This window comes from Stenotrophomonas sp. OVS01A, assembly GCF_019969775.1.
GTDB lineage: Bacteria > Pseudomonadota > Gammaproteobacteria > Xanthomonadales > Xanthomonadaceae > Stenotrophomonas > Stenotrophomonas indicatrix.
Genome location: NZ_JAHXYV010000002.1, coordinates 274,696 through 297,169, shown reverse-complemented (window position 1 = coordinate 297,169; position 22,474 = coordinate 274,696). Strand labels below are relative to the sequence as shown.

Genomic DNA, 22,474 nt, shown 5'->3' with positions numbered 1-22,474 from the left:
ATGGCCGAAGCCCCGCCAGGGCGGGGCTTCGGGGACACCACGAGGGCCGCCGTGAAGACGGCCATCGGTTGTTACGGGCCGGCCTTGACCGCAACGAACGCGCTGTTGCCGCTGCCGGTACGGACCAGCAGCATGACCACATCGCCCTTCTTGTAGCCGGACAGCGCGCGGTTCAGAGCTTCAACGCTGCCGACCGGGGTACTGGCCACCTGCAGGATCACCATGCCCCCGGACAGGCCGGCATCACGGGCGCCCTCGCCCTTCACGGCGGTGATGCGGACACCTTCGCCCGCCTCCAGGCCCAGCTGCTTGCGCTGCGGCGCAGTCAAGTCGGCAACGTCCAACCCCAGCAGGGCATTGGCGCCGGCCTGCGGAGCCGCCGTGTCATTGCCTGCGGACGGGCTGCGGGCATTGCCCTGCGCGTCCTCGGCCAGAGCGGTCAGGGTCGCGCTCAGGTCACGCGGCTTGCCATCGCGGATCACGCCCAGGGTGACGCGGCTGCCCGGTGCCATCGCACCGATCAGCGGCGGCAGATCGGACCAGCTGTTGACCGGCGCACCGTTCACCGTGCGGATCACGTCACCGATCTTGACCCCGGCCTTGGCCGCAGCGCTGTCCGGCACGATCTGGTTGACCAGCGCACCGCGGCTGTCGGGCAGGCCCATCGCCTGCGCCTTCAGGCCGTCGATTTCCTGCACCACCGCGCCGAGCTGGCCACGGGTGACCTTGCCGGTCTTCTTGATCTGCTCGACCGCGCTCATCGCCAGATCGATCGGGATCGCGAAGCTGATGCCCATGTAGCCACCAGAGGCCGAGAAGATCTGCGAATTGATGCCGACCACTTCACCACGGGTGTTCAGCAGCGGGCCGCCGGAATTGCCCTGGTTGATCGCCACGTCGGTCTGGATGAACGGCACATAGCGCTGGTCCGGTCCACCGGTGTTGCGGCCGAGGGCACTGACCACGCCAGCGGTAACCGAGTGGTCGAGGCCGAACGGCGAGCCGATCGCGACAACCCACTGACCTGGCTTCAGGCTGTTGGAATCCCCCACGCGCACGGTCGGCAGGTTCTTGCCGTCGATCTTCAGCAGGGCGACGTCGTACTGCTGGTCGCTGCCGATCACCTTGGCGGTGAACTCGCGACGATCGCCGAGCTTGACCTTCACTTCGCTGGCGTCGGCGACCACGTGGTAATTGGTCAGCACGTAGCCGTCAGGCGAAATGATGAAGCCCGAGCCCATGCCGCGGCCCTTGATGCTGGGGCCGCCGTCCTGCCCGCCAGGGCCCTGCCCGGGCATCGGGAAATCCGGGCCGAAGAAGCGGCGGAAGAACTCGGGCATCTCGTCATCACCCGGGCCCATGCCGCCCCGCGCCTGGCGGTTGCTGCGGACGATGGTGGTGTCGACGTTGACCACACCGGGGCCGACCTGCTCAACCAGGTTGGTGAAGTCAGGCAGACCGCTGACCAACGGCTGCGCCGGTGCGCGTGGGGCCGCAGCGGCGGCGGCGGCCTGCGGCTGGGCTGCAGGCGCCGCCGGTTGGGCACAGGCCACCAGCGGCAGGGTCAGGGCGAACAGGCCAATGGCATGCGTGCGGAGTCGGGGAGTCATCGGACGGCAACCTCCGGGTCGGATGGAAAGGGAAAGAAGCGCCCCGCCGACGGCGGGGCGTGGAACGGTACCCGGCTCAGTCGCGCGGGCGTTGCGACGCCGGCAGGTCGTCCTGCAGGCGTGGCTCGAACGGATAGAACGCAGCGCCACCGGCATGGGCCGGGAAACTGGCATTGAGGGCGCCACCGGCGGCGGGCGCCAGGCTGGAGCGCGGCCACGGCCGTGCCTGCAGGTTGCCGACCTCGCCAAAGGGCAGATTGCGCGCGCTACCGGCGGGCATGGTCGGGGTCAGCGGCGCCTGGCTGGCAACCGCGCGCAGCGGTGCGTCATCGCGCTGGGCCACGCGTGCGGCCTGCTGGCTGCGGGTGGCGCTGGCGCGGCGCACATCCTGGCGACGGCTGGCGGCGGCCATGGCCACCGCCGGCACGCTGGCCACGGCCATCGCAGCAGTGTCCACCGACGCCTCGGTGACGGCAGCCGATTGCTCCGATGCCGGCGGCAACTGCGCCTGGCTGGCGATCACCTGCGGTGCGGAGACATCTACTGGCGGCGCCTCCTGCAGTTTTTCGCGCCCGACGAACAGCGCTACGGCAGCAACCGAAGCGGCCAGCGCACCGCCGCCCCATGCACGCCAACCACTACGGCGGGCCTGACGCTTCGGCTCGGCCAGCGGTGCGGGCTCGGCGGCGATGGCGGCAGCCACGGCGGCGCTGAAACCGGCCGGTGCCAGCAGCGACGCCTGGCCGCGCATGACATCACCCAGCAGCTGCCAGCGTTCCTGGCAGCCAGCCAGTTCCGGATCGTGTTCCATGCGGCGCACCAGGAAGCGCGCCTCGTCTGCCCCCAGCTCGCCGTCGACCAGCGCCGACAACTGCTGGCGATGGCGTTCGTCCAGGCGTTGCCCGGCGGGAGACTGGTGGTTGTGCGATTCGTTGTTCGGAATGCGGGTCATATACGGCTCTTCTCGCGGGTGGCACTGCCAATGTCCAGCAGCGGCCGGAGTTCGGTGTCGATCGCCTCGCGCGCCCGGAAGATCCGTGAACGCACGGTGCCGATCGGGCACCCCATCTTCTGCGCGATTTCCTCGTAGCTCAGGCCTTCCACCTCGCGCAGGGTGATCGCCGACCGGAGTTCTTCCGGCAGCGCGTTGACGGCCTTCATCACCGTCTGTTCCAGTTCCTGGCGCATCAACTCGCGCTCGGGCGTGTCGGTGTCGCGCAGGCGTGTGCCGGTGTCGAACTGCTCGGCGTCGCCGATGTCGATGTCATCGGTCGGCGGTCGGCGATTGTGCGAAGCCAGATGGTTTTTGGCGGTGTTCACGGCGATCCGATGCAACCAGGTTGAGAACTGGGCGTCGCCGCGGAAGCTTCCAATCGCACGGTACGCACGGATGAAAGTGTCCTGGGCCACGTCCTGACATTCACTCCAGTCGGCGATGTAGCGACCGACCAGGGCCACGACCCGATGCTGGTACTTGCGCACCAGGACATCGAAGGCGGCACTCTCGCCGTGCTGCACGCGCCGGACCAGTTCCAGATCCAGCTCCTGAGGTGTATCAACATCGGCCATGAGGGGCCGCACTCCTGTCAGCCCAACCGACGTCGGGCAATGAGACTGCCAATCCCGGGAAAAGTTCAGTCGCCGATCACCTGGCGCCGCACCAGCTTTTAACCACCGTTCCGTTAACGTTCCGGTCCAAGGCCTGCGATCCGGGGCGCCACACCCCTGCTATTGGGATTTGACGCGGGGGAAACAACCTCTGGATCATAGCCCCCTTCTCCATACACAACCGGATGGAACGTCCATGCTCTCAAGCTTCGATGGTCTCCGCTTCAGCCACTGGCACCCCGAGATCCGCGACGATGGCGTGGTGGTCCTCTCTCTGGATCGTCAGGACAGCAGTGTCAACGCAATGTCGCAGGATGTGCTGCTGGAGCTGGGCGACCTGCTGGAGCGCATCGCCATGGACCCACCGAAGGGCGTGGTGATCCAGTCCCTCAAGAAGGCAGGCTTCATCGCCGGTGCCGACCTGAAGGAGTTCCAGGAGTTCGATCGCCGCGGCACCGTCAACGACGCCATCCGCCGCGGCCAGTCGACCTACCAGAAGCTGGCAGAGCTGCCCTGCCCGACCGTGGCCGCCATCCATGGCCATTGCCTGGGCGGCGGTACCGAGCTGGCCCTGGCCTGCTGTTATCGCGTTGCATCCAATGACAGTTCCACCCGCATCGGCCTGCCGGAAACCCAGCTGGGCATCTTCCCGGGCTGGGGCGGCAGCGCGCGCCTGCCGCAGCTGGTCGGCGCGCCAGCGGCAATGGACATGATGCTGACCGGACGCACGCTGTCGGCCTCGGCCGCACGCGGCATCGGGCTGGTCGACAAGGTGGTGGCACCGGCCGTCGTGCTCGATACCGCCGTGGCGCTGGCACTGTCCGGCACCACCCGCCCGTTCAAGCAGCGTGCGCTGGCCTGGGCGACCAATACCTGGCCGGCACGCCAGCTGCTGGCCCCGCAGATGGTCAAGCAGGTCGCACGCAAGGCGAAGAAGGACCAGTACCCGGCGCCGTATGCGTTGATCAGCACCTGGCAGCGCAGCGGCGGCAAGCCGGTGCAGGCACGCCTGGATGCCGAACGACGCGCCGTAGTGAAGCTGGCCAGCACGCCGACCGCGCGCAACCTGATCCGCATCTTCTTCCTCACCGAACGCCTGAAGGGCCTGGGCGGTGGCGATTCCGGCATCCGCCACGTGCACGTGGTCGGTGCCGGCGTGATGGGCGGTGACATTGCTGCGTGGGCCGCCTACAAGGGTTTTGAAGTGACCCTGCAGGACCGCGAGCAGCGCTTCATCGACCCGGCCATGGAACGTGCACAGGCACTGTTCGCCAAGAAGGTGCGTGACGAGAGCAAGCGCCCGGCCGTCGCCGCGCGCCTGCGTGCGGACCTGGAAGGCAATGGCGTGGCGCAGGCCGATCTGGTCATTGAAGCGATCATCGAGAACCCGGAAGCCAAGCGTGCGCTGTACCAGACGCTGGAGCCGAAGATGAAGCTCGACGCGTTGCTGACCACCAACACCTCGTCGATTCCGCTGGTGGAGCTGCGCGATCACATCCAGCGCCCGGCGCAGTTCGCCGGCCTGCATTACTTCAACCCGGTGGCACAGATGCCGTTGGTGGAGATCATCCATCACGACGGCATGGCGGCCGAAACCGAGCGTCGCCTGGCAGCCTTCTGCAAGGCGCTGGGCAAGTTCCCGGTGCCGGTGGCCGGCACGCCCGGCTTCCTGGTCAACCGCGTGCTGTTCCCGTACATGCTGGAAGCGGCCACCGCATACGCTGAAGGCATTCCGGGCCCGGTGATCGACAAGGCGGCGGTGAAGTTCGGCATGCCGATGGGCCCGATCGAACTGATCGACACCGTAGGCCTGGACGTGGCCGCTGGCGTGGGCAAGGAACTGGCCCCGTTCCTGGGCCTGCAGATTCCGGCGGCGCTGCAGACGGTGGAACCGGACAAGCGCGGCAAGAAGGATGGCCAGGGCATCTACACCTGGGAGAACGGCCGGGCCAAGAAGCCGGACGTGGCGCGCGACTATCAGGCGCCTGCCGATCTGGAAGATCGCCTGATCCTGCCGTTGTTGAACGAGGCGGTGGCCTGCCTGCACGAAGGCGTGGTGGCCGACGCGGACCTGCTGGACGCGGGCGTGATCTTCGGTACCGGCTTCGCACCGTTCCGCGGCGGTCCGATCCAGCACATCCGTGCGGTGGGTGCCGATGCCATCGTGGAGCGCCTGAAGGCGCTGCAGCAGCGCCACGGTGACCGCTTCGCACCGCGCCCGGGCTGGGACAACCCGGTACTGCGCGAACCGGTGGTTTGATGTGATCAGCCGGGCCTGCGGCCCGGCACCCGCAGAGGCAACAGCAACAACCGAAGCCAGAGCTAGAGCCAGAGCCGGAGCAACAGCCGGCTCTGGCTTTTCTGTTTGTTGGGCGGGGCGGTGTGGGTTGGCAGGACACGCCGTAAACCCATCCATGGGGGCTCGATGGCGCCATCCATGGCGCCAACGGTCCTGCCAACCCACACCGCCCCACCCCTGACAGTTTCCCGGTGACGGTTGGTGAGCTGCGATTTCCGGTAGGTGTCGACCTTGGTCGACACGCTTGGTCCACGCCATGCGTGGATGCGAGCGAAGCGACCGGCGTTTGAGTTTGATTTTGATTTTCTTTTTTCTTCTCCGTGGCTGGACAGCACACGGAAACCGTCAGAGGCCGGGCGGTGTGGGTGGCGCAGGACCGTTGGCGCCATGGATGGCGCCATCGAGCCCCCATGGACGGGTTTACGGCGTGTCCTGCGCCACCCACCCGCCCGGCCAGGCGCGGCTTCTGCTTTTGCCTTCAGCGACCAACCAACAGCCAGAGGGGCTGCGCCGTTGGCTGGAACAACCTGTTACCCGGACGGGGAATGTCACCGCAACCACCACATGCGATGCTGACCGCCTTGATCCCTGCCAGCGAGAACGCCCGCATGACCACCATCATCGCCCCGCGCGTGCACGACATCGGCGGCCTGGAAGTGCGCCGCGCCGTGCCCACCCTGCAGGCCCGCAGCATCGGTTCGTTCGTGTTCGTCGACCAGATGGGCCCGGCACTCATGCACCCCGGTACTGCCATCGACGTGCGCCCGCACCCGCATATCGGCCTGGCCACCGTCACCTACCTCTGGTCCGGTGCCATCGGCCACCGCGATACGCTGGGCTCGGACCAGGTGATCCGTCCCGGTGACGTCAACTGGATGACCGCCGGCCGCGGCATCGCCCATTCCGAGCGCACGCCGCAACCGGACCGCGACCATGACAACCCGATCCACGGCATGCAGACCTGGGTCGCGCTGCCGAAGTCGCATGAGGAAATCGAACCGGCCTTCTACCACCATGCCGCCGCCACCCTGCCCGAGCAGCGCCGCAACGGCGCCTGGCTGCGCGTCATTGCCGGACGCGCCTATGGCGAGGAGTCGCCGGTCAAGGTGTTCGCCGACACGCTCAACGTGGCGATCGACCTGGACCCGGATGCGGAGATCGACATCGATGATGGCCACCGCGAACGTGCGCTGTACATCCTCGAGGGCGAAGCGCAGCTGGATGGTGTGGACATTCCCGCCCAGCACCTGGTGATTCCCGAAGCCGGTGCGCGCGGCCGCCTGCGGGCGAAGACGCCGGTGAAGGCGATGCTGTTCGGCGGCGAACCGCTGGATGGCCCGCGCCATCTGTGGTGGAACTTCGTGTCCAGTTCGAAGGAGCGTATCGAGCAGGCCAAGCACGATTGGGAAGCCGGACGTTTCGGCACCATTCCCGGCGACGACAAGGAATTCATTCCCCTGCCCCAGTACTGAGCATCGCGTGTTGCACACATCCGAAGGTGTATCCCTGCACCCGGCGTTGACGCTACAGTCACCCGCTGATCACTGAAATGTGACATAAATCACACTTTAGACCGTCAAAGGAGTGCAACACATGAGCATGGGTAAACGCTTGTCCGCCGAGTTCCTCGGCACGTTCTGGCTGGTTCTGGGTGGCTGTGGCAGTGCGGTGCTGGCCGCCAAGTTCGGTGGCGACGGCAATCCGCTGGGTATCGGTTTCCTCGGCGTGGCCCTGGCCTTCGGCCTGACCGTGGTGACCGGCGCCTACGCGTTCGGCCATATCTCCGGTGCGCACTTCAATCCAGCGGTCAGCGTGGGCCTGTGGGCCGGTGGCCGCTTCCCGACCCGGGATCTGGTGCCCTACATCATCGCGCAGGTGGCCGGCGGCCTGCTGGCCGGCTTCATCCTGCTGCAGATCGCCTCCGGTGCCAGCGGCTTCGCCATTGATGGCAGCCAGGCCGGCGCGTTCGCCAGCAACGGCTATGGTGCGCTGTCCCCCGGTGGCTACAGCGTGGCGGCCGCGTTCCTGTGCGAAGTGGTGCTCACGGCGGTGTTCCTGATCGTGATCATGGGCGCGACCCATGGCAAGGCGCCGGCGGGCTTCGCGCCGCTGGCCATCGGCCTGGCCCTGACCCTGATCCACCTGATCAGCATTCCGGTGACCAATACGTCGGTGAACCCGGCCCGCTCCACGGCGGTGGCCTTCTTCGCCGGCAGTGGCGCAACCGGCCAGCTGTGGCTGTTCTGGGTCGCCCCGCTGCTGGGCGGTGCGATCGGCGGCATCATCTACAAGTGGATCGGCAACGACCGCTGAGCCATGACCGTGCCATTGCGGCCGACCCTCGGCCGCAATGGTTACGGATGTAACCGCGATTTGTGCGATCGCTCACGTTCCGTTAAGGTCTGGTCATCCGCCCGTGCTTTCGCCGGGCAGGACGGCATCCGGGGATGGGATGCCTCGACCGCCGGTGTCACCGGCGGTGCCAACGACACGCCACCTTGGGGGATGCATGAAGTTCGCGCCTGTTGTTCTGTCGAGCCTGTTGTTCGTTGCGGCGTCTGCCTGCGCGCAGGCCCCGGTCGACTGTCCTTCGTTGCCCGCCAGCAGCGGCCTGCAATGGCAGCAGCAGGCACAGTCCGGCTTTCTGGTGTGCCGCGCGGCCACCAGTGACGGGCGCGAAGTACTGAGCCTGATGCTCAGCCAGCGCGATCCGGGCATTCCGCTGACCCGCTCGCTGCGCCAGGAAAAAGGCAGCTTTGCCGGTGAATCGATGTACTGGTACCAGCCGGATCTTGGCGGCCAGCAGCCGCCGGGCTATGCCGAGCGCCGCATCAGCGTGGTCAAGCTGGACAAGGGCCGCTACGCGCAGATCGCGCTGTATCCCGACAGTTCCCAGGAACTGGGCACGCTGCAGCAGCTTGCGCAGGGCATGAACCTGACGCCCTCTGCCGTGGCCGACGGCCGCTGAGGCGCTGCGGGGATGACTGCCTGGCAGCATTCCCGCACTTCCACCCGAGCCATCGGTAGCGCCGGGCCATGCCCGGCGGCTTTCTGTCGTGTCGGCTCTTCTGGACATCCGCCGGGCATGGCCCGGCGCTACCAATGTGCTGTGGGCATGGCCCGGCGCTACCGATGCGCTGTGGGCATGGCCCGCAGCGCGACCTCAGAACCTGCCTTCCTGGAAATCGACGAAGGCCTGCATCAATTCCTCGCGGGTGTTCATCACGAACGGGCCATGACGCACCACCGGCTCGCGCAACGGACGACCCGCCACCAGGATCAACCGCGCGCCGTCGCTGCCTGCCGACAGATGCAGCTGCTCGCCGCCGCCCAGCACCGCCAGTTCCTGCCGCGCCACGTCGCGCGCCGCATCCTGCTCGCCCACCGTCAACCCGCCTTCGAACACATAGACGAACGCGTTGTGGCCTTCGGGCAGGGAGTAGGTCCAGGCACGATCGGCCTCCAGTGCAATGTCCAGATACAGCGGATCGGTGGCTGGCTGCGCGATCGGCCCCGCCGTGCCCTCGACCGTGCCGGCGATCACCTTGACCTGCACGCCTTCGGCCGGCTGCACCACCGGGATCTTCCCGGGAGCGAATTCCTGGTACTTCGGCGCGGTCATCTTGTCGCGCGCCGGCAGGTTCACCCACAGCTGGAAGCCGCGCATCTGCCCGCTTTCCTGCTCGGGCATCTCCGAATGCACCAGGCCACGGCCGGCCGTCATCCACTGCACGCTGCCGGGGGTCAGCAGGCCCTCGTTGCCGTGATTGTCGCGATGCCGCATGCGGCCATCGAGCATGTAGGTGACGGTCTCGAAACCACGATGCGGATGCTCGGGGAAACCGGCGATGTAGTCCTCGGCGCGATCGGTACCGAATTCGTCGAGCAGCAGGAACGGATCGAGGTCGGGCAGCGAGGGGCCGCCGATGACCCGGGTCAGGCGAACACCGGCACCGTCGGAGGTGGGCATGCCACGGATGGTACGCAGGACGCGGACCGGCTCGGGAAGGCTCATGGTGACTCCTGTTGGATGGATGCCGGTAAAAATGGACGCTGCAGCGCGCAACGCCAATGGATGCCGTCGCAACCGATTGTTCCATCCCTGGTGTTCGCCGCACGTCATGTCCGCACGCCGGCACCGCCTGCGTTGTCGGCTGCGAAGGAACATCGCCACCTGCCACACCCATGTACGACCAAAGTACTACCGCCGAATGGTCCCGTGCACATTGACCCTGCCAGGGGCACGCGGGACTCTTTGCCTGTCTTTCCGGGAGAGAGCACCTCATGAAAGGTTTTTCCAAAATAGGCTGGGCGGCCCTCGCCCTGCTCGGCGCGTTCTGCCTGGGCACGGTGGCGCTGCGGCGCGGTGAGCACATCAACGCGTTGTGGATCGTGGTCGCGGCGGTATCGCTGTACCTGGTTGCCTACCGCTTCTACAGCCTGTTCATCGCCGACAAGGTGATGCAGCTCGATCCGACCCGGGCCACCCCGGCGGTGATCAACAACGATGGCCTGGACTACGTACCGACCAACAAGCACGTGCTGTTCGGCCACCACTTCGCCGCCATTGCCGGTGCCGGCCCACTGGTCGGCCCGGTGCTGGCCGCGCAGATGGGCTACCTGCCCGGCCTGCTGTGGCTGGTGGTCGGCGTGGTGCTGGCCGGTGCGGTGCAGGACTTCATGGTCCTGTTCCTGTCCAGCCGCCGCAACGGCCGTTCACTGGGTGACCTGGTGCGCGAGGAAATGGGCCAGGTGCCCGGCACCATCGCGTTGTTCGGTGCCTTCCTGATCATGATCATCATCCTGGCCGTGCTGGCGATGGTGGTGGTCAAGGCACTGGCGGAAAGCCCGTGGGGCATGTTCACGGTGATCGCGACGATGCCCATCGCGATCCTGATGGGCGTCTACATGCGCTACATCCGGCCGGGCAAGATCGGTGAGATCTCGGTGGTGGGCCTGGTGCTGCTGCTCGCCGCGATCTGGTTCGGTGGCAAGGTGGCGGCAGACCCGACCTGGGGCCCGGCGTTCACCTTCACCGGCACCCAGATCACCTGGATGCTGATCGGCTACGGTTTCGTCGCCTCGGTGCTGCCGGTCTGGCTGCTGCTGGCACCGCGCGACTACCTGTCGACCTTCCTGAAGATCGGCACGATCATCGCGCTGGCCATCGGCATCCTGGTGGTGATGCCGGAACTGAAGATGCCGGCGCTGACCCAGTTCGCGGCCAGCGGCGACGGCCCGGTGTGGAAGGGCGGCATGTTCCCGTTCCTGTTCATCACCATCGCCTGCGGCGCGGTGTCGGGTTTCCATGCACTGATCTCCTCGGGCACTACGCCCAAGCTGCTGGCCAATGAAGCGCACATGCGCTACATCGGCTACGGTGGCATGTTGATGGAATCGTTCGTGGCCGTGATGGCGCTGGTGGCCGCCTCGATCATCGATCCGGGCATCTACTTCGCGATGAACAGCCCGGCGGCAGTAATCGGTGCCGATGCAGCGTCGGCCGCGCACTACATCACCAATACCTGGGGCTTCACCATCACCCCCGAACAGCTGACGGCCACGGCGGCAGCGATCGGTGAACCGACCATCCTGCATCGTGCCGGTGGTGCCCCCACCCTGGCGGTGGGCATCGCGCAGATCCTGCATGAGGCGATCCCCAGCAGCAGCGACGCGATGATGGCGTTCTGGTACCACTTCGCCATCCTGTTCGAAGCACTGTTCATCCTCACCGCGGTGGATGCGGGCACACGTGCCGGTCGTTTCATGCTGCAGGACCTGCTCGGCAATTTCGTGCCGGCGCTGAAGAAGACCGAGTCGTGGACCGCCAACATCATCGGCACTGCCGGCTGCGTGGCGCTGTGGGGCTACCTGCTGTACACCGGCGTGGTCGATCCGTTCGGCGGCATCCAGACGTTGTGGCCGTTGTTCGGCATCTCCAACCAGATGCTGGCGGGCATCGCGCTGATGCTGGGCACGGTGGTGCTGTTCAAGATGAAGCGTGACCGCTACGCGTGGGTCACCGCGGTGCCTGCGGTGTGGCTGCTGATCTGCACCACCTATGCCGGTTTCATCAAGATCTTCGACAGCAATCCGGCGCAGGGCTTCCTGGCACAGGCACACAAGTTCCAGGACGCGTTGGCCAGCGGCACGATCACCGCACCGGCGAAGTCGGTCGCGCAGATGCAGCAGATCGTGGTCAATGCCTACGTCAACACCGGTCTGACCGCGCTGTTCCTGCTGGTGGTGGCGTCGGTGCTGGTGTATTCGATCAAGACGATCGTGGCGGCGCGCCGCAATCCGCAGCGCAGCGACCGCGAGACCCCGTACGTGGCGCTGAAGCCGCATGAAATGGTGGACCTGTAATGAGCACACAACTGGTTCCGGTGGGGCAGTACCAGGCGCATCGCCGGATCTGGCGACGCCTGGTGCAGACGGCACGGCTGTGCTGCGGCATTCCCGACTACGACAACTATGTGCGGCATGTGCGGGAGAAGCATCCGGACCGCGAGCCGATGGACTACAAGACGTTCTTCCGCGAGCGGCAGGAAGCGCGGTATGGCGGGCGCAACGGTGGTCGCTGCTGTTGAGGTTCCCGGTGGGTGCCGGGCTTGCAGCCCGGCGCCCGCAGAGGCAACGGCAACGGCAACATCAACTGCAACCGCAACCGCAACCGCAACTGCTGGAGCGTCGGCTCTGGGGTTCTGTGGGTTGGCGGGGCGGTGTCGGATTGCGGGGACGCCGCAAGTACGTCCCTGTAAGCTTGGCAGCCGCATCCATGCGGCTGACACCCCGCAATCCGACACCGCCCCACCTTTGACAGATTTCCGGTGACGGTGCGAAAACATCAGGGGTCGGATCCGTTTTCCTTTGGAAAACGGATCCGACCCCTTTTTGTTCATGGATGCCAATGGAATTGATCCGCGGATGGCGGTTGCGGGCGCCGCCCGGCGGGACTACTCCGTGAGGGTGATCGGGGTCAGGGTGACCTTGGCGTTGTTGGCCGCTCCCATCCGGTCCTGGTAGGCCTGGCCGCGCTGCAACAGGTAGTAGCTGTCGATATAGTCGATGTCGTTGGCAAACCACGACGTGGGCATGGCCTTGAGGATCGCGCCTGCGATGTCGGCGATGACGGCATACTCAGGAGCGAAGGCGCCCAGTGCGGCTTTGACGCCGTTGCTCAGCGCCACCAGCAGCTCCTGGTAATTGGTATCGCCGTCATCTTCGAACAGCTGCACGTTGGCGGCGTTGAAGCGATAGTTGCCCCAGATGATCAGCGGTTGCTGCGGGGTGTAGTCGGTACCGTCGTAGTCCAGGTACGGCATGTCGACGGTGACCATCTCCGGTGCGGTGGCGCCCACCTGCAGACCGGAAACAACAGCGAACACCTCGGCTGCCCCCAGCGCCCAGGGCTCCTGGTCGTCCGCCAGGCGGATGCGGTCCAGGCGGGTGATATCCAGCGACGCCTGCGTGCCGTCAGCCGACAGCTGGATGCGTTCGGGCGATTGCAGGCCGCGGGCCTTCAGCCCCGCATTGACCAGGGCCATGCCCTCCTGCACGGCACGCCGCGTGTCGACGTCGACGATCAGCACCGGAAAGTCCGGGGCCCGTTTCGCATCCAGTACATGCGCGCGGCCCTGCGCGTCGTAGGCGGTGATCGTGGTCCAGTCGCGATCATTGCCACGCGGCAGACTGGCCACCCACAGCGGATGCGCATTGATGGCCGCCAGCGAGTGCCCCTCGGGCACGTACGCACGCAGCTGCAGCAGCCCCTGCCCCTGTGCCGGGAGCCCCTTGCGCTGGCGCAGCTGGCGATCGCCAGCAGCCAGCGATGCACTGGCCAGCGTATGCGCCTGCGGATCGAAACGGCCCATCAACGATTGCACCGGCACGCCCTGCTCCGGCGCCGCATGCAGCGAGCTGCGCACTGCATCGGCGAACCCTGGCTGGGCGATCAGTGCCGCCACCTCGCGCGCACCGGCATCGGTCAGCACCTGCACATCGGCGCCGCCGGCCCTCACCGGTCCCTGCGCGAAGGCCCCCGTGCTGGCCAGCAACAGCACCAGTGCGGAAACCCGAAACCTCCATTGCTTCGTCATCGACGGCCCCATCGAACGTCGCCGGCAACGCCGGCAGGAGCTTCCCACGCTACGGCGCACGCGCCATACGTTCCGGTATGTGCCGCACAGTTCCGGCAGCGTCCCGCGAAAAACAGCCGAGCGTGGGCTCGGCTCTACCCGTTCCTGATTTCCGTCGCTGGCCGCGAGAGGGCTCAGCCGTTGGCCATCCACTTCAGGATCAGCCCGGTCACATACGCCAGGCCGGTACCGGTGGCATAACCGACCGTACCGAGCAGCACGCCCACCGGCGCCAGCGTCGGATGGAATGCTGCCGCCACCACTGGTGCCGAGGCGGCGGCGCCGATGTTGCCCTGCGAACCGATCGCGAAGAAGAACAGCGGCGCACGCACCAGCTTGGCCACGATCCACAGCACAAGCACGTGGGTGGCCATCCAGATGGCCCCCAGCAGGAACAGCCAGGGACGATCCAGCAGCGACAACAGGTTCATCTGCATGCCGATGCAGGCGATCAGGAAGTACAGGAACACGGTGCCCAGGCGCGAGGCGCCCGCCGCTTCCAGCCGGCGTGCACGGGTGAAGCTGAGTGTCAGGCCCATCGCGGTGGACAGCAGGATCACCCACACAAACTGGCTGTCGAGGCTGAACTGGCTGGCCCAGCTGACATTGGCCTTGAACCAGCCCGACAGCGGTGCGGCGATGGCATGGGCCAGGCCGACGCCGCCCAGTGCCACGCCGACGATCACCATCAGGTCGGTCATGCTGGGGATGCGCGCGTTCTGTGCCTCGTAGGCGCTGATGCGCGCCTTCATCTCATCGATGGCGCGGGTGTCGGCACCGTTGCGGGCATCGATCTGCTGGGCGCGGTTGGCCATGAACAACAGGATCGCCATCCACAGGCTGGCGCAGGCCACGTCGACCACCGCGAACTGGCCGAAGGTGGTGGCATCGGTGCCGAACACTTCGCGCATGGCGACCATGTTGGCGCCACCGCCGATCCAGCTGCCGGCCAACGCGGCCATCCCGGCCCAGGTGTCGCCAGCCACGGTTTCCGGATGGATCAGCTTCATCACCTGGAAGGAGACGATGGCGCCGAGCATGATGCCGGCGGTGCCGGCGCAGAACACCAGCAGCAGCTTCGGCCCCAGCTTGGCGATGCCCTTCAGGTCGATCGACAGGGTCAGCAGGACCAGCGCCGCCGGCAACAGCACATCGCGGGCGACCGGGTTGTACAGCGAGGTGTTGTGGCCATCGATGACACCGGCGGTGTTGTAGATGGCGGGGATGAAATAGCACAGCAGCAGTGCAGGCACCCAGGCGAAGATCTTCTTCAGCAGGGGCGTCGGGCCACTGGCGGCCCAGAAGATCAGGGCAAGGGTGGCGGCGATCAGACCAAGGCCAACGATGTCGTTGCTGATCAGGGCAGTAGCGGGTTCGGTCGGCATGGGATCCTCTGTCGATCGAAAGAGCGGAAAAGAAAAGCGCCGCATAAGCGGCGCGGGTCGAAATTAACATAGTCTTCACGCAGGGTCATGCTGCGCTGCTTGCGGCAGCGCGTGGGCCTGCCGAGAATCGCTGCATTCCCTACTGGAGCCTGCCCCATGCAACTCGGCGCTTTTTCAGTCAGCCTGGCGGTGAAGGACCTGGCCACCTCACGTGCGTTCTACGAAGCGCTGGGGTTCTCGGTGACCGGTGGTGATGCGGCGCAGAACTGGTTGGTACTGCGCAACAACGGCATCGTGGTCGGCCTGTTCCAGGGCATGTTCGAGGGCAACCTGCTCACCTTCAATCCCGGCTGGGACCAGCACAAGCAGGAACTGGCGTCCTTCCAGGACGTGCGTGAGGTACAGGCCGAGCTGGACGCCAAGGGCATCGCGCTCACAGCGCGTGCCGATCCCGATGGCGAAGGTCCGGCCCATCTGCAGCTGACCGATCCCGATGGCAACGTGATCCTGATCGACCAGCACGTGGCGCGGCCAACGGGGCGGTGACGCGGCCAGCGTGCCAAGCAAGGTTGGCACCTACCGGAACGCACGCGGCCATTGCCTGGTAGGCGTCGACCCTGGTCGACGGACAGGTCAGCCTGGCCGCGATGTACCAAAGTCGAGCGAGGCCAGGGTGCCGCGCGGTTGGCAGGGCTGCAGCTGCAGGGTCCAGCCCAGGTGCTCGCACAGCCGCGCGATCAGTTCCAGGCCGATGCCGCCGCGGTCGCCGCGCTCACCGCGGGCCATCCGCGCGTGGATCGCTGCGATCTCCTCCGGGCTCATGCCATGGCCGGGGTCCTGCAGGGTCAACACCGCTGCCGAGGTCAGGCGCAGCTCGATATGACCGCGGCCGCTGTTCTCGATGGCATTGCGCAGCAGGTTGCCGATCGCTGCCTGCACCACCGCCAGCGGCGCGACGATGTCGACCGGCGCGGCCTGGATGCCGATGCTCAGGTCCTTGTCGCCCAGCAGGTGGCGATGGTCGTCGACGATCTCCGGCAGCAGCTGGTCCAGCGCGATGCGCTCGGCACGGGCAGCCAGGCGAGCGGGATCACGCGCCAGCACCAGCAACAGCTCGATCAGCTGCTCAACGCCCTGCGCGGTACGCAGCACGCGCTGCATCTGCTGTCGTGCGCGCTCAGGCAGGCCGGGCTGCTCCAGCGCCAGTTCGGCGGCACCGGTCATCACGGCGATCGGCGTGCGCAGTTCATGGCTTGCGGTACTGATGAACACCCGCTCGCGCTCGACGAACTGCTCGTTGCGATCAAGGTAATCGTTCAGCGCATCGGCGATGGTGTGCAGCTCGGAACTGCCGCGCGGATCGACGTCAATGCGCTGGCCCTGCACGCCGGGCCGCAGTGCACCGATGTGCTGGGCCAGCAGGCTCAAGGGGCGCACCATGCGCTCCATGCCGAAGGAGGCCATCAACACGGTGACGAAGATCATGATGATGCCGGCCAGCATCACCCAGCGCGTTGCGAATTGTTCCAGATCGTGGAAATCGGTGATGTCCAGGGCCAACGCAACCCGCCCCATCGAGCCGGTATCGCGCACCATCACCGCCGTCTCGCGCTCGCCGATCATCACCCCGTCATGCAACCCCGGATGCAGGGTGCGCAGGCTGGCGGGCATGTTGGCTTCATTGAAGCGGAACAGGCTCAGCGTGTCCGAGTCCTGCCAGCGATAGTGCGGCTCGTGCTCGGTGTGCTCGACGATGCTGTCCAATTCGGAATTGAGCAGCGCGCGCCACGCCGCGTGCTCGGCATGTTCGTGCACGTAGTTGCCCACACTGAACACCGCCAGCGAAATCAGCGCCAGGTAGCCCAGCAGCCACCACACCACCCGCCGATACAGCGGCCCGGGTTTACGCGCCATCGTCATCGTTCCGTGCGTCCGCGCCTGCGGTGGACGCCAGCCGGTAGCCCACCCGTGGCAGGGTGTGGATCAGCTTGTCGGCAAAGGGGCCGTCCACGCTGCGGCGCAGTTCGTACACATGCGAGCGCAGCAGGTCACCGTCCGGTGGTTCGTCACCCCACAGGGCGAATTCCAGCTGCTGCCGGGTGACCGCACCCGGGCTGGCGCGCATCAGTACTTCCAGCAGCTTGCGGCAGGCCGGGTACAGGTGCAGCACCTGGCCGGCGCGCTGCGCCTCCAGGCTGGCCAGGTCCAGCACCAGGTCGCCCACCTGCAGGCGCTTGCGCGGATTGCGACCCTGCGCGCGCAGCAGCAGCGCCTCCAGGCGCACTTCCAGTTCCGGCAATGCGAATGGCTTGGTCAGGTAATCATCTGCGCCGGCGCGGAAGCCGGCGATCTTGTCCGGCAGTTCGTCGCGTGCGGTCAGCATGATCACCGGCACTTCCGAGGCGTGCTCGGAGCGCAGCCGCCGCAGCACCTCCGGGCCTTCCATGCGCGGCAGCATCCAGTCCAGGATCACCGCGTCATACGGGTGGCTGCCGGCCAAGTGGAGGCCGGTGATGCCATCCGGGGCCACGTCGAGCACATGCCCGCGCGACTCGAAATAGTCGAACAGGTTGGCCACCAACTGGCGGTTGTCCTCGATCACCAACAAGCGCATGCACGAAACATCCACGGAAGTTCATGCCATGGTAGCGCTGCGGATGTCGGAATGCGGTCGCCATGCCGGCCGCTCCGACGGCTTTCCCACGTGCCCCTCATCAGAATGGCCGTTTTGCTCCCGGAGCCTGCCGTGCCCGTTGCCCTGCCCCGCCGTTGGCACCTGCCGCTGCTGTGGTTGTTGATCGTGATGGCGCTGGCGGCCGGGCTTGGCATGCGCCAGCCGCAGCCACCGGACGAACCACGCTTCGTGCTGGCCGCACGTGCCATGGTGGAGAGCGGCGAGTGGCTGCTGCCACACCGGGGCAGCGAGCTGTACGCCGAGAAGCCGCCGGTGTTCATGTGGCTGCAGGCCGCCGCCCACCAGGTGGTCGGCAGCTGGCAGTGGTCGTTCCTGCTGCCGTCGCTGCTGGCCGCGCTGCTCAGCCTGTGGCTGGTGTCCGACCTGGCACGCCGGCTATGGTCGCCACGGCATTCGTTGTACGCGCTTGGCGCACTGTTCTGCACCCTGCAGTTCGGCCTGATGGCCAAGCGCGCGCAGATCGACATGGTGCTGGTGGGCATGACCACGCTGGCCCTGTGGGGCCTGCTGCGCCACCTCTGCGAGCGCCGCAACCTGCCGGCCCTGTGGCTGGCGGGCTTCGCCGCCGGCGTCGGCACGGTGACCAAGGGGGTGGGCTTCCTGCCCTTGCTGATGGTGCTGCCCTGGTTGGGATGGCGGCTGTACCAGCGCCGTCGCGGCCAACCGGTGGACGGCCCCCACCCCGCCAGCCTGCTGTGGCTGATTCCGGCCTTCCTGCTGGGTACCGCGGTGTGGCTGGCACCGCTGGGCTGGGCGCTGCTGCATGAACCCAGTGCATCGCTGCAGTCGTACGCCCACGAGCTGTTGTTCAAGCAGACCGGCACCCGCTATGCCAACGCCTGGCACCATCGCCAGCCGGTCTGGTACTACCTGCAGGTGATCGCCACGCTGTGGCTGCCGGGTGCGCTGCTGCTGCCGCTGATGGTCAAACCGTGGTGGCGCCGGCTGCGTCGCGGCGACCAGCGCCAGTGGCTGCTGCTGGGCTGGGCCGCGCTGGTCCTGCTGTTCTTCACTGCCAGCCCCGGCAAGCGCGAGGTGTACGTGCTGCCGATGCTGCCGGCGATGGCACTGGCGGTGGCGCCGCTGTTGCCCGGCCTGCTGCGTCGCCTGTGCGTGCGCCGCTACCTGTTCGGCTACAGCCTGCTGCTGATGCTGGCCACCGGCGCGCTTGGCGTGATGATGCTGACCGACAGCCCCTGGGCGCAGGCGCAGCTGGCCCGGCGGGCGATGCCCGACACCCTGCTGCCCGTGTTCGGCGATGGCCTGCTGACCTTCGCCATCGCCGTGGCGACGCTGGCGGTGTGGCTGCGGATACGACGCGCGGCCACGCTGGTACTGCTCACCCACGGCCTGCTGTGGATGCTGTACGGACTGGTGCTGATACCGGCGCTGGACCCCTACGCCTCGGCGTCGGCGGTGATGCGCCGGGTGGGCACACGGATCGGCCCCGATGCGGAGCTGGCGCTGGTGGCCTGGCGCGAACAGAACCTGCTGCAGGCCGACCGGCCGGTGCGCGAGTTCGGCTTCAAGCGGCCGTGGGCAGAGCAGTGGCACGACGCCGGTCCATGGTTGGCCGAGGCGCCGGACAAGCGCTGGTTGCTGGTGCTGGACAAGGCCATGAGCCCCTGTGTCGATCCGGCCCAGGTCATCGAGATCGGTGTTGCCAATCGCAATCGTTGGCAGTTGCTTCCGGGCACCGCCTGGGATGCGGCCTGCCATGCCGAGCGTGCAGGCGCCAACGACGAAGAAGACTGAACGATGATTCGCGCCGGGCACCGATTAACCCGGCGCAAACGCGTGTACGACCCTTCTCCGACATGCCAGTGACGAGCATGGCCGCGGATTCCCGTAACGGCCCCTTCCCTGCATGCCCGCTCGCCCTCTTGTCCCGGCAGTCTCCTTTGCGCCCTCGCTGCTGGCGTCGCGTTTTGCCGTTACCCATCTTTGGCTGCCTTCTGTCATCGGCGTTGCGGTGTTCACCGTGTTGATGGGCCTGGGTGGCGACCAGTGGCTGGCCGACCATCTGTTCCGGCTGGAAGGCGACCGCTGGGCGCTGCAGGATGCATGGCTGACGCGTTCGGTGGTGCACAAGGCCGGCAAGTGGCTGAGCACCGCTGCGGCACTGGTGGCGATGCTGCTGTGCTTCCACCACTGGCGCCGCGGCCGCGATCGCACGCTGCGTTGGGCGCTGCTGTATGTGGTGGTGGCCGTGGCACTCGGCACCGGGCTGATCTCGCTGCTGAAGTCGCTGGTGCCGATGGACTGCCCGTGGGATCTGCTGCGCTATGGCGGACACGACCCGTTCGTCGGTCTTCTCAGCAGCCGCCCGACCGGCATGCCCGCCCGCGCCTGCTTCCCCGCCGGCCACGCAAGCGCGGGATACGCATGGATGTGCCTGTACTTCTTCGCGCTGCTGTGGCGCCCCGCTTGGCGTTGGGTCGGGCTGTGGATCGGCCTCGGCAGCGGCCTGGTGTTCGGCATCGGCCAACAGCTGCGCGGCGCCCACTTCCTTTCGCATGACGTTGCCACCGCCTTGATCTGTTGGCTGCTGTCGCTGGGCCTGTATCTGGTGGTCCGCCGCCAGTTGGATCGCTCGACCCGCCAGGAGGCGGTTGCATGAACGCATCGGTCCAACGTTCCTTGCGGCTGCCCCCACTGGCCAGCATCCGCGCATGGCGGCCACAGCTGTCCACCGAAGCACTGATCGTGCTGACCAGCCTGTTCTTCGCTGTAGCCGGCAATGGCCTGTTCTGGCACAGCGCCATGGCCAGCCATCCGGGCAGCCTGCGCTATGCGCTTTCGCTGTTGTTGCTGCTGCTGGGTGCGCACGGTGTACTGCTGGGCATCCTGGTGTGGCGCTGGAATGCCAAGGTGGTGATCAGCGTGCTGCTGCTGGTCACCGCGTTTGCCGCGCACTACATGAGCCGTTACCACATCTATCTGGATGCGGACATGCTGCGCAACGTGCTGGCTACCGACCCCAAGGAAAGCCGCGAACTGATGACGGTGTCGCTGCTGTGGCCGGTCCTGCTGCTGGCTGTGTTGCCGATGGTGGTGCTGTGGCGCGTTGACCTGCGCCGCCGCAGCTGGGGCCGCAGCCTGCTGTGGCGCATCGGCTTCCTGCTGGTCGCTGCGGTCACCGCACTCGGTGGCGCGCTGGTGTCCTTCCAGGATGTGTCGGCGCTGATGCGCAACCAGCGCGAAGTGCGCTACCTGGCCACGCCGGCCAATGTGCTGCTGGGGCTGCCGCGTGCGCTGCGCGGCGACAACCCGGTGCAACGCGCGCCGAAGCTGCCGATCGGTACTGATGCCAAGGCGACCCCGCGCGCAGCGACCAGCAAGCCACGCCTGCTGGTGATCGTGATGGGCGAAACGGTGCGCGCGCAGAACTGGGGCCTGAATGGTGGCCGCAATACCACGCCGGAGCTGGCGCAGGCGGCGGTGGTCAATTTCCCGGACATGCACTCCTGCGGTACCAGCACCGAGGTTTCGCTGCCCTGCCTGTTCTCGCCGTGGGGACGCCACGAGTACGACGAAAAGAAGATCCGTGCGCACCAATCGCTGCTGCATGTACTGAACCGCGCGGGCATCGCACCGCTGTGGCGCGACAACCAGTCCGGTTGCAAGGGCGTATGCGAGGGCCTGGACTTCCAGTCGCTGTCGGACGCGACCACGCCGGGGCTGTGTGCCGATGGCCGTTGCATGGACGAGATCCTGCTGCAGGACCTGGCGACGCAGGTGCGTGCGCGCCCGGGTGATCGAGTGGTGGTGCTGCACCAGCTGGGCAACCATGGCCCGGCCTATTTCGAACGCTACCCGGCCGCCTTCCGCCGCTTCACCCCGACCTGCGACACCCAGGACATTGGTCGCTGCTCGCGCGAAGAGATCACCAACAGTTACGACAACGCCGTGCTGTACACCGATCATTTCCTGAGCAAGACCATCGGCACGCTGCAGGGCCTGCAGGACTACGACACGGCGATGATCTACCTGTCCGACCACGGTGAATCGCTGGGCGAAAAGGGCCTGTACCTGCACGGTGTGCCGTACGCGATCGCACCGGCCGAGCAGACCCGGGTGCCGATGACGATGTGGTTCTCGCCGGGCTTCGCCAGAAGCCGTGGACTGGACCTGCAGTGCGTGCGCAAGCGCTCGGCCAGCTACACCGACCACGACAACCTGTTCCCGTCGGTGCTGGGGCTGATGCAGGTGAAGACCTCGCTGTACGAACGCGATCGCGACCTGTTCGCCGGCTGCGAGAGTTAGGGTTTGTCGGCAGGGCTGCGCCCTGCACCCGCAGAGGCAACGGCAACGGCCGAAGCAACAGCAAAGGCTGGTTTTCTGGGGGATGGCGGGGTGGGTCCGGTGGCGGGAGACGCCGTAAACCCGTCCATGGGGGCTTGGCCGCGGCATCCATGCCGCGGACACTCCCGCCACCGGACCCACCCCGCCTTCGACAGATTTCCGCTGCTGTTGGTGGGTGCCGACCGTTGGTCGGCACGGGGTCGGATCCGAATTTGAGTCTCGATTTCTGACAGATCTCATCCACGCATGGCGTGGATCTACTGCCATCACCGAATTGCGTCTGGGGCAGAGCCCCCTGAGTCAGGGGGCGGCCGCGAAGCGGCGGGGGTCTGGGAGCTGGTAAGTGGGGCCCACGTTTCGCGCAGCGAAGCGTGGGAGCGACAGCGCGCATGCGATGTCGCGGTCCCCGGGCGCCGCCCGGCCGACTTCCGCCA

At 66.8% G+C, this 22,474-nt stretch carries 18 protein-coding genes; 10 read left to right on the top strand and 8 right to left on the bottom strand.

What is annotated here, in order from left to right; genetic code table 11:
- Positions 1–71 precede the first annotated feature (71 nt).
- The 3 genes from LC407_RS10160 to rpoE form a co-directional block, all read right to left on the bottom strand.
- On the bottom strand, positions 72–1,610 hold the full coding sequence (locus tag LC407_RS10160) for a DegQ family serine endoprotease (RefSeq protein WP_025877107.1): 1,539 nt from the start codon (positions 1,608–1,610) through the stop codon (positions 72–74).
- Between the two features lie 76 nt (positions 1,611–1,686).
- Complete coding sequence (locus LC407_RS10155; RefSeq protein WP_223482773.1) at positions 1,687–2,562, bottom strand: sigma-E factor negative regulatory protein; 876 nt, start codon at positions 2,560–2,562, stop codon at positions 1,687–1,689.
- Complete coding sequence (rpoE, locus tag LC407_RS10150; RefSeq protein WP_032977088.1) at positions 2,559–3,179, bottom strand: RNA polymerase sigma factor RpoE; 621 nt, start codon at positions 3,177–3,179, stop codon at positions 2,559–2,561. Before rpoE ends, LC407_RS10155 begins: the two co-directional genes overlap by 4 nt.
- Before the next feature lie 235 nt (positions 3,180–3,414).
- Here rpoE and LC407_RS10145 point away from each other — a divergent pair, with 235 nt between their 5' ends.
- The 4 genes from LC407_RS10145 (at position 3,415) to LC407_RS10130 (ending at position 8,485) form a co-directional block, all read left to right on the top strand.
- Positions 3,415–5,478, top strand: a complete 2,064-nt coding sequence (locus tag LC407_RS10145; RefSeq protein WP_223482772.1) for a 3-hydroxyacyl-CoA dehydrogenase NAD-binding domain-containing protein — start codon at positions 3,415–3,417, stop codon at positions 5,476–5,478.
- Positions 5,479–6,125: 647 nt separating this feature from the next.
- Positions 6,126–6,989, top strand: a complete 864-nt coding sequence (locus LC407_RS10140) for a pirin family protein (RefSeq protein ID WP_049427674.1) — start codon at positions 6,126–6,128, stop codon at positions 6,987–6,989.
- Positions 6,990–7,110: 121 nt separating this feature from the next.
- Positions 7,111–7,830: an aquaporin Z gene (aqpZ, locus tag LC407_RS10135; protein WP_032951977.1), complete on the top strand. Its 720-nt coding sequence runs from the start codon at positions 7,111–7,113 to the stop codon at positions 7,828–7,830.
- Between the two features lie 196 nt (positions 7,831–8,026).
- The gene (locus tag LC407_RS10130) at positions 8,027–8,485 is read left to right on the top strand and encodes a hypothetical protein (protein WP_025877096.1); all 459 of its coding nucleotides are present in this window, start codon (positions 8,027–8,029) and stop codon (positions 8,483–8,485) included.
- 195 nt (positions 8,486–8,680) lie between these two features.
- Here LC407_RS10130 and LC407_RS10125 read toward each other — a convergent pair whose 3' ends face one another.
- The gene (locus LC407_RS10125; RefSeq protein ID WP_180830848.1) at positions 8,681–9,532 is read right to left on the bottom strand and encodes a pirin family protein; all 852 of its coding nucleotides are present in this window, start codon (positions 9,530–9,532) and stop codon (positions 8,681–8,683) included.
- Between the two features lie 269 nt (positions 9,533–9,801).
- On the opposite strand from LC407_RS10125, the gene LC407_RS10120 reads away from it, so the two are divergent.
- Entirely contained in the window at positions 9,802–11,883 is a 2,082-nt protein-coding gene (locus tag LC407_RS10120; protein WP_025877093.1) for a carbon starvation CstA family protein, read from the top strand.
- A complete protein-coding gene (locus LC407_RS10115) occupies positions 11,883–12,107 on the top strand; it encodes a CstA-like transporter-associated (seleno)protein (protein ID WP_025877091.1) in 225 nt (74 codons plus the stop codon). The genes LC407_RS10120 and LC407_RS10115 overlap by 1 nt, the downstream gene beginning before the upstream one ends.
- 366 nt (positions 12,108–12,473) lie before the next feature.
- On the opposite strand, the gene LC407_RS10110 is transcribed toward LC407_RS10115, so the two are convergent.
- On the bottom strand, positions 12,474–13,616 hold the full coding sequence (locus LC407_RS10110; protein WP_170919574.1) for a DUF3103 family protein: 1,143 nt from the start codon (positions 13,614–13,616) through the stop codon (positions 12,474–12,476).
- 173 nt (positions 13,617–13,789) lie between these two features.
- The gene (locus tag LC407_RS10105) at positions 13,790–15,040 is read right to left on the bottom strand and encodes a DUF819 family protein (RefSeq protein ID WP_025877087.1); all 1,251 of its coding nucleotides are present in this window, start codon (positions 15,038–15,040) and stop codon (positions 13,790–13,792) included.
- Positions 15,041–15,196: 156 nt separating this feature from the next.
- Between LC407_RS10105 and LC407_RS10100 the strand changes: the two genes are divergently transcribed.
- Positions 15,197–15,586 carry a VOC family protein gene (locus LC407_RS10100; RefSeq protein ID WP_223482771.1) on the top strand — a complete coding sequence of 130 codons (390 nt, stop codon included), beginning with the start codon at positions 15,197–15,199 and terminating at the stop codon, positions 15,584–15,586.
- 87 nt (positions 15,587–15,673) lie between these two features.
- On the opposite strand, the gene LC407_RS10095 is transcribed toward LC407_RS10100, so the two are convergent.
- Together LC407_RS10095 and LC407_RS10090 are read right to left on the bottom strand one after the other, a co-directional pair.
- Entirely contained in the window at positions 15,674–16,954 is a 1,281-nt protein-coding gene (locus tag LC407_RS10095; protein ID WP_223482770.1) for a HAMP domain-containing sensor histidine kinase, read from the bottom strand.
- Complete coding sequence (locus LC407_RS10090; RefSeq protein WP_025877081.1) at positions 16,944–17,654, bottom strand: response regulator transcription factor; 711 nt, start codon at positions 17,652–17,654, stop codon at positions 16,944–16,946. Before LC407_RS10090 ends, LC407_RS10095 begins: the two co-directional genes overlap by 11 nt.
- 132 nt (positions 17,655–17,786) lie before the next feature.
- Here LC407_RS10090 and LC407_RS10085 point away from each other — a divergent pair, with 132 nt between their 5' ends.
- The 3 genes from LC407_RS10085 to LC407_RS10075 all read left to right on the top strand — a co-directional run bounded on the left by LC407_RS10085 (position 17,787) and on the right by LC407_RS10075 (position 22,001).
- Positions 17,787–19,490 carry a glycosyltransferase family 39 protein gene (locus tag LC407_RS10085; protein WP_140225710.1) on the top strand — a complete coding sequence of 568 codons (1,704 nt, stop codon included), beginning with the start codon at positions 17,787–17,789 and terminating at the stop codon, positions 19,488–19,490.
- A gap of 112 nt (positions 19,491–19,602) precedes the next feature.
- A complete protein-coding gene (locus LC407_RS10080; RefSeq protein ID WP_223482769.1) occupies positions 19,603–20,355 on the top strand; it encodes a phosphatase PAP2 family protein in 753 nt (250 codons plus the stop codon).
- On the top strand, positions 20,352–22,001 hold the full coding sequence (locus LC407_RS10075) for a phosphoethanolamine--lipid A transferase (RefSeq protein ID WP_223482768.1): 1,650 nt from the start codon (positions 20,352–20,354) through the stop codon (positions 21,999–22,001). The genes LC407_RS10080 and LC407_RS10075 overlap by 4 nt, the downstream gene beginning before the upstream one ends.
- Positions 22,002–22,474: the final 473 nt, after the last annotated feature.